Source organism: Pseudofrankia coriaricola (genome assembly GCF_032027725.1).
In the GTDB taxonomy this organism is placed as follows: Bacteria; Actinomycetota; Actinomycetes; order Frankiales; family Frankiaceae; genus Pseudofrankia.
Window position 1 is genome coordinate 44,285 of record NZ_JASNFO010000069.1, and the last position, 14,406, is coordinate 58,690.

A 14,406-nucleotide genomic window follows, 5' to 3' on the forward strand; every position below is an offset into this window, starting at 1 on the left:
GCTCACCCCTGGGTGCGCAGAGCGCGGGCGACCTTGTCGGCCGCGCGGCGCATCTCGGGGCCGGCGGCCTCCGCGACGTCCTCGCGGTAGGTGATGAGGTTCAGGCAGGCGCGGGTCGCGGTGCCCGTCATCGGGATCCAGGCCGCGACCGCGTACTGGCCGGCCTCGACCTCCGCGTGGCTGCGGGCGTAGCCGCGGTCACGCGCGACCGCGACTTCCTCGGGCTCGCCGCCGGTGGGCGGGTCGGAGGCCAGGATCGCGTACCCCGCCGCACCCCGGGTCAGCGGTGTGCGCATGCCCGGCCGGAACGCCAGGTGGTGCGGCGCCGTCGTGGGCTCCGTCATCGCGATCGCGACCGCGTCGTCGCCCTGGGCGACGAAGAGCATGACCGTCGACTGCAGCCGGTCGGCGAGCGAGCGCATGATCGGGGCCGTCGCGTCGCGCAGCGTGGGCAGGAACGCCTCGGCGAGGGTCGCGAGGCGGGCGCCCGGGATGTAGGTCCCCTCGCTGCTGCGCGCGGCGAGGTCGAAGTCGACCAGCGTCTGCAGCACCCGGTAGGCGATCGAGCGGTGCACGCCGAGCATGTCGCCGACCTGCTGCACGGTCATCCCCTGTTTGGAGTCGGCGATCGCGAGCAGCACCCGCAGCCCCCTGGCGAGGGTCTGGTTCCCGTCGCGCACCTTGCTCGGCGTGCTCGCCGCCAACTCCGGCACGCTGTTCAGCATAGTTTCGGCCCCGCCGCGGCCCGGTCGGCGCGCGCTGTGATGATGCTGATGATGCTCAGGACGCCCCGGCCTGCAGGGTGAGCGCGATGTCGGTGAGCATGTCCTCCTGGCCGCCGACGAGCTTGCGCCGGCCGGCCTCGAGGAGGATCTCGCGGGCGTCCACGCCGTAGGTCGCCGCGGCGATCTCGGCGTGCCGGAGGAAGCTGCCGTAGACCCCGGCGTAGCCGATGGTCAGCGTCTCGCGGTCGACGCGCACCGGCCGGTCCTGCAGCGGGCGGACGATGTCCTCCGCGGCGTCCTGCAGCGCGAACAGGTCGCAGCCGGTCTCCCATCCCAGGATGTTCGCCACCGCGATCAACGCCTCGATCGGGGCGTTGCCGGCCCCGGCGCCGAGGCCGGTGAGCGAGGCGTCGACCCGGAACGCGCCCTCCTCGACGGCGGCCACCGAGTTGGCGACCGCGAGCGAGAGGTTCTCGTGCGCGTGGATGCCGATCTGCGTCTCGGGCCGCAGCGCCTCGCGGTAGGCACGGACCCGCTCGCGGATGTCGGCGACCGTGAGCCGCCCGCTGGAGTCCGTGATGTAGACGCAGTGCGCGCCGTAGGACTCCATCAGCAGCGCCTGCTCGGCCAGCTCCTTCGAGCCGATCATGTGCGCCATCATGAGGAAGCCCGAGACGTCCATGCCGAGGTTGCGGGCCTCGGCGATGTGTTGCGCGGCGACGTCGGCCTCGGTGCAGTGCGTGGCGATCCGGACGGAGCGGACACCCATGTCGTGGGCACGGCGCAGGTCGTGGATCGTGCCGACGCCGGGGAGCAGCAGCGTGGTGAGGACGGCGTCCTTCACGTGCGCGGCGGCCGCCTCGATCCACTCCCAGTCGGTGTTGCTGCCCGGGCCGTAGTTCAGGCTCGCGCCGCCGAGGCCGTCGCCGTGCGCGATCTCGATCGCGCCGACGCCGGCGGCCTCGAGGTTGTCGACAATGCGGCCAACCAGCTCCGGCGTGATCCTGTGCCGGAGCGCGTGCATGCCGTCCCGCAGCGTCACGTCCTGGACGTAGGGCTTCGCGGTGGGGGCCGGCGTCGTGACGCCGGTCGTCGCGGTGTCAGTCATCACGCCGCCGCCTTCGCACGCTGGGCAATCCGTTCCGCCACGCGCATCGCGGCGGAGGTCATGATGTCGAGATTGCCCGCGTAGGCGGGCAGGTAATGGGCCGCGCCCTCGACCTCGAGGAACACGGAGACCTTGGTGTCGACGGGACCAGCACCCGCGGGCAGCAGGGTCGCCACCTCGGCCGGGTCGACGGGCGTGAACTGGACCTTCTGCACCAGCCGGTAGCCCGGGACGTAGGTCGCCACCGCGGCGACCATCTCCTCGATCGAGGCCCGCACCTGCTCGTGGTCGACGCCGCCGATGAGACACAGGACGGTGTCGCGCATGATGAGCGGCGGCTCGGCCGGGTTGAGGATGATGATCGCCTTGCCGCGGCGCGCCTTGCCGACCTGCTCGATGCCGTGCGCGGTGGTCTCGGTGAACTCGTCGATGTTGGCCCGCGTCCCCGGGCCGGCCGACTTCGACGCGACCGAGGCGACGATCTCGGCGTAGGGCACCTCGGTCACCCGGGACACCGCCGCCACGATCGGGATCGTGGCCTGGCCGCCGCAGGTGACCATGTTGATGTTCGGCGCGTCGAGGTGGTCCTCGAAGTTCACCGCGGGGATCACGAAGGGGCCGATCGCGGCCGGGGTGAGGTCGACGAGGCGCAGGCTGTAGGGCTCCAGCAGCTTCGCGTTCGCGATGTGCGCGCCGGCGCTGGTGGCGTCCAGGACGATCTCCACCTCGCCGAACTGGGGCATCTTGATCAGCCCGGCCACACCCTCGGCCGTCGTGGCGACGCCAAGGCGGGCCGCGCGGGCGAGGCCGTCCGAGTTCGGGTCGATGCCGACCATCGCGACCACGCGCAGGTCCGACGACCCGCGCAGAATCTTGATCATCAGGTCCGTGCCGATGTTGCCGGAGCCGACGATCGCGACCCCCGTCTTCTCCGTCATCCCTCGTCCTTTCCTGAGAACCGTGCCGTCACCGCGCCGAGCGGCGCGATGTCGGCGACGAAGACGTCCCCGGCCGAGACGGAGACCATCGGACCCAGCGCGCCCGACAGGACCAGGTCGCCCGCGCGCAGCGGCGTCCCGACCTCGATGAGAGTCGCGGCGAGCCAGGCCAGGGCGTTCAGCGGGTCGCCCAGGCAGTCACGGCCGGTCCCGGTCGAGACGACCTCGTCGCCGCGGCGCATCGTCATGGTGACGTCGACGGGTGCCACCGCGTCGAGCGGAGTTCCCGACGTACCGATCACGAAGACACCCGACGACGCGTTGTCGGCGACCGTGTCGGTGATGCCGATGCGCCAGTCGGCGATCCGGCTGTCGACGATCTCCAGCGCGGGGAACGCCAGCTCGACCGCGTCTCGGACCGCCGCCGGGTCGGAGGCGTCCTCGATGTCGCGGGAGAGCAGGAAGGCGACCTCCGCCTCGGCCTTCGGCTGCAGCAGCCGGCCCACGGGGATCAGCTCGCCGTCGGCGTAGCTCATGTCGTCGAACAGGACACCGAAGTCGGGCCGGTCGACACCGATCTGGCTCTGCACCGCGGCCGACGTGAGACCGATCTTGCGCCCGACGATCCGCGCACCGGCCGCGAGCCGGCGCTCGGTGAGCCGGCGCTGCACCTGGTACGCGACGTCGATGTCGCCGGCGGGGACCAGGTCCGTGATCGGGGCGCAGGCGTTGCCGCTGGTGGAAGCCAGCTCCAGCCGGTCGGCGGCGGCCTCGATGGAGGCGGGGGTGGCGATCATCGGGCCCGCCCGAGGAACTCAAGCGCGATCGTGTCGAACTCCTCCTGCTGCTCCCACTGGGGCCAGTGGCCGGCGTTCTTGATGAGGCGGAACTCCCCGCCCGGGATGCGCTCGGCCATGTCGAGGCCGGCCTTCGCCGGGCCGGAGGGGTCGTCGCTGGTCCAGACGACCAGCGTCGGCGCCGTGATCGCGGCCAGCTCCTCGTCGGTGACCAGGTTGCGGCGGCGGACCTCCGGGTCCTGCAGGCAGAGGATGTGCCGCATCGACTCGGCGAAGCCGGGCCGGCTGTATACGCCACGGCGGATCGCGACCAGCTCGTCGGTGACCGAGGCAGCGGGATCGGCCATCAGCCACGACAGCCGGGCGCGGATGCGTTCCTCGCTCGGGTCATCGGCCGCGGCCTGGGACAGCGACCGGATGCGCTCCATCACCTCGGGGGTGGCCATCGTCCCGCCCGGGGTGTTGAGGACGAGCCGGCCGACGCGCTCCGGGTAGCGGGCGGCGAACTTGACCGCGACCCAGCCTCCGAGCGACTCACCCGACAGATGGACGCGCTCGAGGCCGAGGACGTCCAGGAGCCCGACGAGGTGATCGATGTAGTCGTCGATCTCCAGGTCCTTCGTGGTCGTCGTCGTCCACCCATGCCCTGGGTAGTCGTAGGCGATGACCCGGTACTTGGCGCTGAGCGCGCGCAGGTTGCGGGTGAACGCCTCCAGATGCCCGCCGGTGCCGTGCATGAAGACGAACGGCTCCCCGGCGCCGCACTCCAGCACCCGGGTCGACCAGTGCCCCACGTCGACATGGCGGACCGTGTAGTCCAGGCCGGCCAGGTCCGTCCACAGCGTCATGCGTTCTCCTTCAGCGCGGGCTCCGCCGCCGTCAAGGCGGACGCCGCCTCGGGCGGCGCGGCCACCGCGTCGCTCAGCGCGGCCACCGCGGGCGCCGCGTCGGGCAGCGCGGGCACCGCGTCGGGGATGCCGACGGTGGCCCCGAACGCCCGGACCATGTCAGAGGCGGCGTGCGCGGGGCTCGCGCCCGCCACGATGCGGTCCGGACGCAACAACAGCACGGACTCCGGGTGCGCGTCGAACCAGCGCTTGAGCGCGCCGTCCAGGTCGCCGACCACCAGCACCGAGTCGTCGGGCTGCTCGCCACCCTCCGGCGTGGGCGCGTTCCAGCGCAGCTGCACCGCGGGGCGGGCCTCGACGAGGCGGGCACCGAGCTGGGCGAGCCGCCGCTGCGCGTCGTCGTCCAGGATCTGGCGGGGGTCGTTGTTCCAGGCGACGAGCGCGAACCACGGGCCGAGCGCGTCGTCCAGCTTCACGGACGGGAGCGCGCGGGTGGCCACCGTCGGCTGGATGAACAGCCGTCCCACCGGGCTCGGCTCGCTCTCCGAACCGAGCCGGGTCAGCGCGCCCTCCCGCATCGTCGGCATCGGCTTGAACTTCATCGTCACGATGTAGGTCTTCGCCTTGGGGATCGCGGACAGGCCCCGGAAGAAGAGGTCACGGGCCAGCGCGCCGAACCGGTTGGTGACGGAGACCGCCTGGCCCACCCGCCGGGACAGGTCGATCATCGCGCGGGCATGGTCGCGCCGCTCCGACTCGTAGGTGTCGAGCAGCTCGTCGCCGGCGAGCCCCTGGCACACGCTCGCGAGCTTCCAGGAGAGGTTGAGCGCGTCCCGGATGCCGCTGTTGTAGCCCTGGCCCTGCCACACCGGCATGATGTGCGCCGCGTCGCCGACGAGGAAGATCCGCCCGACGCGGAAGTGCTCCGCGAGCCGGGCGTGGTGGTTGTAGACCCGGCGGCGGATGACGTCGACCTTCGCGGTCGGCGGGACGATCGGCGCGAGCAGCCGGGTGAGGAACTCGTCGGTCATCGCGTCCGCCTCGGTCTCGCCGGGCTTGAGCATGAACTCGAACCGGCGGATGCCGTGCGGGATGCTGATCGAGACGTAGGGGCGGCGCGGGTCGCAGCAGACGTACGCGCCGGGGCGGCCGAGCGGGTCGTTGCGGATGTCGATGACGAACCACTGCGCGGCGGCGGTGCTGCCGTCGAAGCGCAGCCCGAGCAGCGTCTCGCGGGTCACGCTGGCGCCGCCGTCCGCGCCGACGGCGTAGGCCGCCCGCAGGGTCCGCTCACCTTCCGGCGTCTCGACGGTCAGCGTCACGCCGTCGGCGTCCTGCGCGTAGCCCGTGACCCGGGACGAGAAGCGCACGTCGACGTTGTCGAAGCGGGTCAGGCCCTCGAACAGCACCCGGTCGGCCAGCGGCTGGACGAAGCCGTTGCGCCGCGGCCAGCCGAACTCCGCGGTCGGCGGCGCGAGCCGGGCCAGGTCGCGCTGCTTCGCGTCGACGAAGGCGAGCACCTGGTGCGGGATCGTGTGCGGCAGGACGTCGTCGGCCAGGCCCACCGCCTGGAAGGTCCGCAGCGTCTCGTCGTCCATCCCGACGCCGCGGGGGAAGTCGATGAGTGCCTGGCCGGCCTCGAGGACCACGACGCGCAGTCCGTAGCGGCCGAGCAGGTTGGCGGTCATCAGCCCGCTTGGGCCCGCGCCGACGACGGCGACGTCGACGTCCGCCGAGCCCGCGGGCGGCGGCGAGCCAGGCTGTGCCGTGCCGACCTGAGTGGACACCTCGACTCCTCGGGTGGCGGGTGCCGGATGCGGCGGGTGCCGCGCCCAGCGCGCTCATCGCCGCGGTGATCGGCACCGCGGCGATCAGTGCTGTGGCGATGGATACCGGTTGCGATCAATGCGGCAACGATCAAGTTGCGTGCAGTATATGCAACCAGATATTCAATAACTGCGAAAAATCTAGTAACGTGCGCCCGACGCGTCAACCCTGCCCGGGCGTCCCAGCCCGTCCATCCTCGACGGCCGCGCGGGGCCGGACGCACGGACGGGGCTCCCCCTCACCGAGGACGTGATCAATGTCGACCGGTCCCCTGCCTCCGTGGCTGGCCCTGTACCCGGCGCGGGTCGACCCCGCGCCGGAGATCACCCATGGGTCGGTCGTCGAGGCGTGGCGGGCCCGCGTCGCCGCGAACCCCGAGCGGGCGGCGGTGCGCTACTTCGACGGGTCGCTGTCCGCGGCCGAGCTCGACGCGCACGCCGACGCGCTGGCCACCGAGCTCCAGGACCGGGGCGTCCGGTGGGGCGACCGCGTCGGCATCTACCTGCAGAACGTGCCCTACTACCCGATCAGCCTGCTCGCGATCTGGAAGGCCGGCGCCACCGCCGTCCCGCTCAACCCGATGTACCGCGGCCAGGAGCTGCAGCGTCTGATCGACGACTCGGGAACCTCCGGGGTCATCGCGGCCCGGGGCACGGACGGCGAGGTTCGCGAGACGCTCGCCGGCGGCACGGTGGGCTGGGTGCTGTCCGCCTCGTCGCGCGACTTCCAGACCCGCGACGACCCGCGCGTCTTCCCGGAGCCGGTGGAGCCCGCGCCGTCGCCGGAGGGCGACCTCGGCGCCGTCCTCGCCGCGCGGCGCGGGCAGCGCCCGCGGCCGGTCGCCGTCGGGCTCGACGACACCGCGTTCATCACGTACACGTCGGGGACCACTGGCCCGCCGAAGGGCGCGCTGAACACTCACCGCAACTACCTGCACGCGGTGCTGAACTACGGCGACTGGCTGGGCCTCGAACCCGGTGACGTCTCCTTCGCCATCGCGCCGCTGTTCCACATCACCGGCCTCTCGCTCAACGCCGGCATCGCGCTGCTGAACGACGCCACACTCAGCATGAGCGGGCGCTTCGAGCCCGCGGTCGTCCTCGACGCCTTCCGCGAGCACGGGGTGACCACGACGATCGGCTCGATCACCGCCTTCAACGCCTTCTTCCGGGTGGCGGACGCGGGACCTGAGCACTTCAAGACGATCAGACTGCTCTTCTCCGGCGGAGCACCGATCCCGCCGGCAACCATCGAGGCGTTCCGCGCCCGTTTCGGCCCCTACCTGCACAACATCTGGGGCATGACGGAGACGACGGGCGGCGGTATCGCCGTGCCGCCCGGCGCCACCGCTCCCGTCCACCAGCCGAGCGGCACGCTCTCCATCGGCGTACCGGCGCCGAACGTCGACGTGGAGATCATCGACGCGCAGGGCGTGCCTCAACCGCCCGGCGCCGAGGGAGAGCTGGTCTTCACCGCGCCGCAGGTGGTTCCCGGGTACTGGCACAACCCCGAGGCGACCGCGCACGCGTTACCGGGCGGCAGGTTGCACACCGGCGACGTCGCCGTGATGGACGCCGAGGGCTGGATCTACCTCGTAGACCGGATCAAGGACCAGATCAACACCTCCGGGTTCAAGGTCTGGCCGCGCGAGGTGGAGGACGTCCTCTACGAGCACCCGGCGGTCTTCGAGGCGGCGGTGGTCGGCGTGCCGGACGAGTACCGCGGTGAGCAGGTGACCGCCTACGTCTCGCTCCGCGACGGCGCGACGGCCAGCGAGGAGGAGCTCATCGCCTTCACGAAGGAGCGCCTCGCGGCGTACAAGCGCCCTCGCCGCGTGGTCGTCATCCCGGCGCTGCCGAAGACCGCGACCGGGAAGATCCAGCGGGCGGTGCTGCGTGAGCGGCACGGCTCGCCGCGCAGCGAGCGGCGCTGACCGCCGCCGCTCCCCCATGTGTTGAAAGTCCTGTTCTCGCGCGCCTCGAGAGCGCGGTGCGGTAGGAGGGTGACTCGTGGCGACGTATGTCCCAGCAGGCCAAAGGAGGTGCGAAAATGCTCCTCCTTCGCACCTCCGGCGGCCCCCGCTTTCGGGAGAACTGAGCAGCTCGGCGTCCGACATCGGAGGTCGGGATGCTGTCTGAGTTCGACGAGGACCAACGGCTGTGGCGGAGCACCGTCCGCGACGTGCTCGCCAAGGAGTGCACGCCGGCGCTGGTCCGCGGTGCCGCCGACGCGGCGGCCGACACCGGCGGGCCTGGGGGCCAAAGGGGGTGCGAAAATGATCTTTATTCGCACCCCCGGCGGCACATGCCCCTGGAAGCGCTGTGGCAGACCTACACCAACCTGGGCTGGACCCAGCTCGTCGATCCCAGTGAGATGGTCGAGCTCGCGATCCTGGTGGAGGAGCTGGGCCGGGCCACCGACCCGACCCCGTTCCTCGCGACGATGACCCAGTTCGTCCCGCTGGCGCCGGGCGTCGCCGGGGCCAAGCAGTCCGGTGCCGCCCTCCCCGAGGGCATCACCGCCCGCCGCGACGGCGACGGCTGGCTGTTGGACGGCACCGCGCGCCACGTGCTGGATGGCGACCGGGCCGACTGGCTGGCCGTCGTCACCACCGAGGGCGTCTTCGCCATCCCCGCGGCGCAGGCATCGGTGACCCGGGTTCCCGTCTTCGACCCCGTGCTGCACGTCGCCGAGGTGGCCCTGGCCGACGTTCGCGTCGGCGGTGACAACCTGACCGGCGCCGACCCGGAGAAAGCACGCCACCAAGCGCTCACGGGCATGGCGACGACCATGGTCGGTGCCTGCCAGCGCGTCCTGGACCTGGTGATCGAGCACGTCAGGACCCGCCAGCAGTTCGGCGCGCCGATCGGCTCGTTCCAGGCCGTCAAGCACAAGGCGGCCGACATGCACGTGGCCATCGAGCGAGCCCGGGCCCTGGCCTATTTCGCCGCGCTGACCATCGCCGCGGACGACCCCCGCCGCCGCCTCGCGGCCTCGATGGCCAAGGCGTCGGCCGGCGAATGCCAGTCGCTCGTGTTCCGGCACGGCCTGCAGCTGTTCGGCGGCATGGGCTACACCTGGGAGAACGACCTGCAGTTCGCGCTGAAGCGGGCCAAGGCCGGCGAGGTGCTCCTCGGCACGGCGGACGAGCACCGGGCCCTGATCGCGAAGGAAAACCTGACTTTGGCGGGGGTGGACAGCCGTGCAGCTCACGTTTGACGACGACGTCGAGGCGTTCCGCGCCGAGTTCGTGGCGTTCCTCGACGCGAACCTGCCGAGCGCCGAGGAGGCCGACCGGCCGTCGCGCTCTAGCGCCGACGTGCCCGAGTGGGCCCGGCGCTGGCAGCGCCTGCAGTTCGACGCGGGCTGGCTGCTGCCCGGCAACCCGCCCGAGTTCGGCGGCCGCAACGCCAGCATCCTGCAGCAGTACGTCCATCTGGAGGAGCTGTCGAAGCGGCGGATCCTGCACAGCTTCAACCCCCAGGGCGTCGGCATCATCGCGGCATCACTGCTGTCCTTCGGCACCCCGGAGCAGAAGAGGCGCTGGGCGGTGCCGATCCTGCGCGCCGAGATCACCGCCGCTCTCGGGATGAGCGAGCCGGGCGCCGGCTCCGACCTCGCCGGCCTGCGCACCCGGGCCACGCTCGACGGCGACCACTTCGTCGTGAACGGCCAGAAGGTGTGGACGTCGGGTGCCCACGACGCGGACGTCATCCTGACGTTCGTGCGGACCGACCCCGACGCGTCCAAACACAAGGGCATCAGCGTGTTGCTGATCCCGACCGACACCCCAGGGGTGACCCGCCGGCCGTTCGGCTCCATCGCGAGCCCGGACGACCTGGACTTCAACGAGGTCTTCTTCGACAACGCCCGTGTCCCGGCCGAGAACCTGGTCGGCAAGCTGGGCGGCGGCTGGGCCGTCGCCCACGGATCCCTGGGGCATGAGCGCACCCTGCTGTGGCTGATCTTCGCCGAGCGGCTGGCGGACCTGCTGGTCGACTTCCGCCCGGTCACGACGCTCGACGAGGACCGGTACGCGACCCTCGTGATGGATGCCCACGCCCTGCGGTGGATGGGCTCCGCGGCGCTGGCCAGGGAGGCCCGCGGCGAGCAGGACGTGCCCGCCCTGTCGGTGCTGAAGCTGTTCGGGTCCGAGGCGGCGCAGGCGGCCACGGAGGCGGCGTTCGAGTCGGCGGGCGCGGAGGCGCTCGACCACCCCGCGCTCACGGGCCCGCTGTCCCACCTGAGCCTGGAGGCCTACGTCAGCGGGTGGTTCGAGCGCTACGCGCGCACGTTCTCCGGCACGATCGCGGGCGGCACCTCCGAGATCCAGCGCACCGTCATCGCCGAGCGGGTGCTCGGACTGCCCCGCGGCTAGAGGGCCAAAGGAGGTGCGAAAATGCTCCTGCTTCGCACCTCCGGCAGCCCCCGTCCTCGGAAGCACCAGAGGGCCAAAGGAGGTGCGAAAATGCTCCTGCTTCGCACCTCCGGCAGCCCCCGTCCTCGGAAGCACCAGAGGGCCAAAGGAGGTGCGAAAATCTCCTCCTTCGAACCTCCGGCGGCCCCCGTTTCTCGGAAGCACTGAGGAGCCTCCATGACCATCGACCTGTCACCCGAGCCGGCCGTCGCCGACCTGGCCGAGCGGACCGCGCGGTTCGTCCGCGAGGTGGTGCTCCCGGTCGAGAAACGGCACGCGGCCGCGACACCGTCGGAGGCGGTGCGCCGCGAGCTGCAGGACGCGGCCCGCGACGCGGGCCTGTTCGCGCCGCACGTCGCCGCCGAGTACGGCGGTCACGGGCTGGACATGCGCGGCCGGGCCGCCGTGTTCGAGGCTGCCGGGTACGCCCTGCTCGGCCCGCTGGCCCTCAACATCGCCGCTCCCGACGAGGGCAACATGCACATGCTGGAGCTGATCGCGACGGCGGAGCAGAAGGAGCGGTACCTCCGCCCGCTGGCGACCGGCGAGATCAGGTCCTGCTTCGCGATGACGGAGCCGGCGCCGGGAGCCGGCTCGGATCCCCGGGCGCTCGCCACGCGCGCCGAGCGCGTCGACGGCGGGTGGCGCATCAACGGGCGTAAGTGGTTCATCACCGGGGCCGACGGCGCGGGGTTCGCGATCTGCATGGCCCGCACCTCGGGCACGCCGGGAGACGAGGGCGGCGCGACGATGTTCCTGGTCGACGCGGACAACCCTGGAATGAAGATCGTGCGGCACATCGAGACCCTCGACGAGACCCTGTACGGCGGTCACGCCGAGGTGCTCTTCGACAACTGCGACGTGCCCGGCGACGCGGTGCTCGGCGAGGTCGACGAGGGATTCCGCTACGCGCAGGTCCGCCTCGGCCCGGCCCGGATGACGCACTGCATGCGCTGGCTGGGAATCGCCAACCACGCTCGTGACATCGCGGTCCGCCGGGCCGGTGAGCGGGAGCTGTTCGGCTCCCGGCTGGGCGAGCTGGGCATGGTGCAGCAGATGATCGCCGACAGCGAGATCGACATCGCCGCCTCCCGAGGCCTCATCCTCCAGGCGTGCTGGGAGCTGGACCAGGGCCGCTCGGGCGCCCAGTCCACGGCGATCGCCAAGACGTTCTGCGCCGAGGCGATCTGGCGGGTGGTGGACCGCTCGCTGCAGATCTGTGGGTCGCTCGGGGTGTCCGGTGACATCCCGCTCAGCCGGTTCCTGCGCGAGGTACGCCCGTTCCGGATCTACGACGGCCCGTCCGAGACCCACCGGTGGGCGATCGCGCGCCGCGCCCTCCGGCGCCACGCCCCGGCGGCGGCCCGATGAGCCCCACCGCGGTCGAAGGGCTCGACCTGCCCGCGCTGGAACGGTTCTTCGGCCAGCGGGTGCCCGAGTTCTCCGGCCGGCTGGACGCCACGCTCCTGGCCGGGGGCCGGTCGAACCTCACGTATCTGCTCACCGACGGGACGGGGCGCTGGGTGCTGCGCCGCCCGCCGCTGGGCGGGCTCACCCCGTCGGCGCACGACGTGCTGCGCGAGTACCGCGTGACGGCGGCCCTGTCCGGGACCGACGTCCCCGTGCCCCGCGCCGTCGCCCATGACGAGGGCGACACGCTGGGCGTGCCGTTCGCCCTCGTCGACTACGTCCCCGGCACGGTCATCCGAGGCGAGGACGACCTGCACGCCCTCCCCCAGGCCGACATCGACCGCTGCGCGTACGCGCTGATCGACGTGCTCGCCCGGCTGCACACCCTCGACCCCGAGGCCATCGGCCTGGGTGCCTTCGGCCGCCCGCAGGGCTACCTGGGCCGCCAGATCCGGCGGTGGAACGACCAGTGGCAGCGGGTCGGCACCCGGCCGCTGCCCGACATCGGCACCCTGTACGCCCGGCTCGCCGCGATCCAGCCGACGGAGTCCGGGGCGTCGGTCCTGCACGGTGACTTCCGCATCGACAACGTCATCCTTTCCCCCGACGACCCCGCGGACGTCCGGGCGGTGGTGGACTGGGAGATGGCCGCGCTCGGCGACCCGCTCGCCGACCTGGGCCTGCACATCGCCTATTCGGACCCGGCGTTCGCCCCGGTGCTCACCGGCTCGGCGGCGTCGACCAGCCCGCGCCTGCCGAAGGCCGACGCCCTGCTCGACCGCTACGCGACGCTCACCGGCCGGGACCTGAGCGCCTTCTCCTTCTATCTCGCCCTCGGCTACTTCAAGGTGGCGGTCATCGCGGAGGGCATCCACGCCCGGTACCTGCAGGGAGTGACCCGCGGCGACGGGTTCGAGATCGTCGGTGAGGCGACCGCGCCGCTGGCCGCCGCCGGCCTGCGCGCCCTCAAGGGGCCAAAGGCCGCGCGAAAGTGATCTTCTTCCACACGCCCGGCAGCCCTCAAAGCAAGATCGCCGAAAGGCGGCCCGAGAAGTCATGATCAATGTCCTGGACCTGTTCCGGCTGGACGGCCGGGTCGCCGTCGTCACCGGCGCGAGCTCCGGTCTCGGCGCCGGGTTCGCCCGCGCGCTCGGCCAGGCCGGCGCCGACGTCGTCCTCGCCGCCCGCCGCGCCGACCGACTCGACAAGATCACCGAGGAGGTGCGGGCGACGGGACGTCGAGCTCTCACCGTCGCCACCGACGTCAGCGATCCCGACCAGTGCACCGCCCTCGCCCAGGCGGCCGTCGCCGAGTTCGGCCGGATCGACATCCTGGTCAACAACGCCGGCATCGGCACCGCGGTGCCCGCCCTGCGCGAGAAGCCCGACGAGTTCCGCCAGGTCATCGACGTCAACCTCAACGGCGCCTACTGGGCCGCGCAGGCGTGCGCCCGGGTCATGGGGCCAGGTTCGAGCATCATCAACATCTCCAGCGTCCTCGGGCTCGTCAAGTCCTATGCCCCGCAGGCCGCCTACGCCGCCAGCAAGGCCGGGCTGATCGGCCTGACCCGCGACCTGGCGCAGCAGTGGTCCGGCCGCAAGGGAATCCGGGTCAACGCCATCGCGCCCGGCTACTTCGCCAGCGAGATGACCGCCGAGATCCCGAAGGACCAGCTGATGACGTTCATCGCCAACACCAGCCCGCTGGGCCGGCTCGGCGAGCAGCACGAACTCGACGCCGCCGTCGTGTTCCTCGCCGGAGATGGCGCCTCCTTCATCACCGGCACGACCCTCGCCGTCGACGGGGGCATGAGCGGGCACTGACCACCGCCGCGTTCCGGCCGATGACCGCGGTCAGCTCGCGTCGGCTGGCTTGTTGACGAACCAGACGAGTTTCTCGGCGAGCTTTTCGCTCTTCCAGCCGTCTGGGGTGCGGACGAAGTCGTGGAAGTAGTAGCCGCCGCAGTAGCTCGGCTCGGCGAAGCCCGGCAGCTGCATCGGGTTGTAGAACTGGGCGATCACGCTGGCGCGGTCGCCATCGAGGTCGATCTCCACGTTGGTGATGTAGTGGATCTTCCACGGCATCTGGCCGAGACCCTGCTCGAGCCAGGTCGCCATCTCGTCGCGCTTGCCGACGGGCAGCTGCGTCGACGTCGACGTGTAGTCAATGACCGCCTCGGGGGTGAACACCGACTTCCACAGGTCGAAGTCGTTCGTGTCCACGCCGCGGGCATACCGTGCCAGCTGTTCCTGGATCTCCAACTTGTCGGCGAGCGCCTGCAGGTCCATTGATGCTCCCATCACATTTCCAAACCGGCCGCCGGAGGCGCGAGGAA

At 71.7% G+C, this 14,406-nt stretch carries 13 protein-coding genes; 6 read left to right on the top strand and 7 right to left on the bottom strand.

Going from position 1 to position 14,406, the window contains the following annotated elements:
* Positions 1–2: 2 nt before the first annotated feature.
* The 6 genes from QOZ89_RS31360 to QOZ89_RS31385 form a co-directional block, all read right to left on the bottom strand.
* Complete coding sequence (locus QOZ89_RS31360) at positions 3–713, bottom strand: IclR family transcriptional regulator (protein WP_241841566.1); 711 nt, start codon at positions 711–713, stop codon at positions 3–5.
* A 67-nt stretch (positions 714–780) separates the two neighbouring features.
* Complete coding sequence (gene dmpG / locus QOZ89_RS31365; RefSeq protein ID WP_071047469.1) at positions 781–1,833, bottom strand: 4-hydroxy-2-oxovalerate aldolase; 1,053 nt, start codon at positions 1,831–1,833, stop codon at positions 781–783.
* Entirely contained in the window at positions 1,833–2,771 is a 939-nt protein-coding gene (locus QOZ89_RS31370) for an acetaldehyde dehydrogenase (acetylating) (protein WP_071047470.1), read from the bottom strand. Before QOZ89_RS31370 ends, dmpG begins: the two co-directional genes overlap by 1 nt.
* Positions 2,768–3,568 (bottom strand): 2-keto-4-pentenoate hydratase, encoded by an 801-nt coding sequence (locus tag QOZ89_RS31375; protein WP_071047471.1) that lies wholly within the window; start codon positions 3,566–3,568, stop codon positions 2,768–2,770. Before QOZ89_RS31375 ends, QOZ89_RS31370 begins: the two co-directional genes overlap by 4 nt.
* Entirely contained in the window at positions 3,565–4,416 is an 852-nt protein-coding gene (locus tag QOZ89_RS31380; protein WP_071047472.1) for an alpha/beta fold hydrolase, read from the bottom strand. Before QOZ89_RS31380 ends, QOZ89_RS31375 begins: the two co-directional genes overlap by 4 nt.
* Positions 4,413–6,203 carry a bifunctional 3-(3-hydroxy-phenyl)propionate/3-hydroxycinnamic acid hydroxylase gene (locus QOZ89_RS31385; protein ID WP_312627268.1) on the bottom strand — a complete coding sequence of 597 codons (1,791 nt, stop codon included), beginning with the start codon at positions 6,201–6,203 and terminating at the stop codon, positions 4,413–4,415. The genes QOZ89_RS31380 and QOZ89_RS31385 overlap by 4 nt, the downstream gene beginning before the upstream one ends.
* 296 nt (positions 6,204–6,499) lie before the next feature.
* Between QOZ89_RS31385 and QOZ89_RS31390 the strand changes: the two genes are divergently transcribed.
* The 6 genes from QOZ89_RS31390 (at position 6,500) to QOZ89_RS31415 (ending at position 13,894) form a co-directional block, all read left to right on the top strand.
* A complete protein-coding gene (locus QOZ89_RS31390) occupies positions 6,500–8,176 on the top strand; it encodes a class I adenylate-forming enzyme family protein (protein WP_312627270.1) in 1,677 nt (558 codons plus the stop codon).
* Positions 8,177–8,370: 194 nt separating this feature from the next.
* Positions 8,371–9,462, top strand: coding sequence for an acyl-CoA dehydrogenase family protein (locus QOZ89_RS31395; RefSeq protein ID WP_071047474.1), 1,092 nt, complete (start codon positions 8,371–8,373; stop codon positions 9,460–9,462).
* Positions 9,446–10,621: an acyl-CoA dehydrogenase family protein gene (locus QOZ89_RS31400; protein ID WP_312627272.1), complete on the top strand. Its 1,176-nt coding sequence runs from the start codon at positions 9,446–9,448 to the stop codon at positions 10,619–10,621. Before QOZ89_RS31395 ends, QOZ89_RS31400 begins: the two co-directional genes overlap by 17 nt.
* 216 nt (positions 10,622–10,837) lie before the next feature.
* Complete coding sequence (locus QOZ89_RS31405) at positions 10,838–12,031, top strand: acyl-CoA dehydrogenase family protein (RefSeq protein WP_071047476.1); 1,194 nt, start codon at positions 10,838–10,840, stop codon at positions 12,029–12,031.
* Positions 12,028–13,065: a phosphotransferase family protein gene (locus QOZ89_RS31410; protein WP_312627274.1), complete on the top strand. Its 1,038-nt coding sequence runs from the start codon at positions 12,028–12,030 to the stop codon at positions 13,063–13,065. Before QOZ89_RS31405 ends, QOZ89_RS31410 begins: the two co-directional genes overlap by 4 nt.
* A gap of 61 nt (positions 13,066–13,126) precedes the next feature.
* The gene (locus tag QOZ89_RS31415) at positions 13,127–13,894 is read left to right on the top strand and encodes an SDR family NAD(P)-dependent oxidoreductase (protein ID WP_312627276.1); all 768 of its coding nucleotides are present in this window, start codon (positions 13,127–13,129) and stop codon (positions 13,892–13,894) included.
* Between the two features lie 30 nt (positions 13,895–13,924).
* On the opposite strand, the gene QOZ89_RS31420 is transcribed toward QOZ89_RS31415, so the two are convergent.
* Entirely contained in the window at positions 13,925–14,359 is a 435-nt protein-coding gene (locus tag QOZ89_RS31420; protein ID WP_071047478.1) for a nuclear transport factor 2 family protein, read from the bottom strand.
* Positions 14,360–14,406: the final 47 nt, after the last annotated feature.

Bases quoted from the DNA above. Each gene is read 5' to 3' on its own strand.
- dmpG (WP_071047469.1), bottom strand. From the start codon at position 1,833: ATGACTGACACCGCGACGACCGGCGTCACGACGCCGGCCCCCACCGCG.
- QOZ89_RS31370 (WP_071047470.1), bottom strand. From the start codon at position 2,771: ATGACGGAGAAGACGGGGGTCGCGATCGTCGGCTCCGGCAACATCGGC.
- QOZ89_RS31375 (WP_071047471.1), bottom strand. From the start codon at position 3,568: ATGATCGCCACCCCCGCCTCCATCGAGGCCGCCGCCGACCGGCTGGAG.
- QOZ89_RS31380 (WP_071047472.1), bottom strand. From the start codon at position 4,416: ATGACGCTGTGGACGGACCTGGCCGGCCTGGACTACACGGTCCGCCAT.
- QOZ89_RS31390 (WP_312627270.1), top strand. From the start codon at position 6,500: ATGTCGACCGGTCCCCTGCCTCCGTGGCTGGCCCTGTACCCGGCGCGG.
- QOZ89_RS31395 (WP_071047474.1), top strand. From the start codon at position 8,371: ATGCTGTCTGAGTTCGACGAGGACCAACGGCTGTGGCGGAGCACCGTC.
- QOZ89_RS31405 (WP_071047476.1), top strand. From the start codon at position 10,838: ATGACCATCGACCTGTCACCCGAGCCGGCCGTCGCCGACCTGGCCGAG.
- QOZ89_RS31410 (WP_312627274.1), top strand. From the start codon at position 12,028: ATGAGCCCCACCGCGGTCGAAGGGCTCGACCTGCCCGCGCTGGAACGG.
- QOZ89_RS31415 (WP_312627276.1), top strand. From the start codon at position 13,127: ATGATCAATGTCCTGGACCTGTTCCGGCTGGACGGCCGGGTCGCCGTC.
- QOZ89_RS31420 (WP_071047478.1), bottom strand. From the start codon at position 14,359: ATGGACCTGCAGGCGCTCGCCGACAAGTTGGAGATCCAGGAACAGCTG.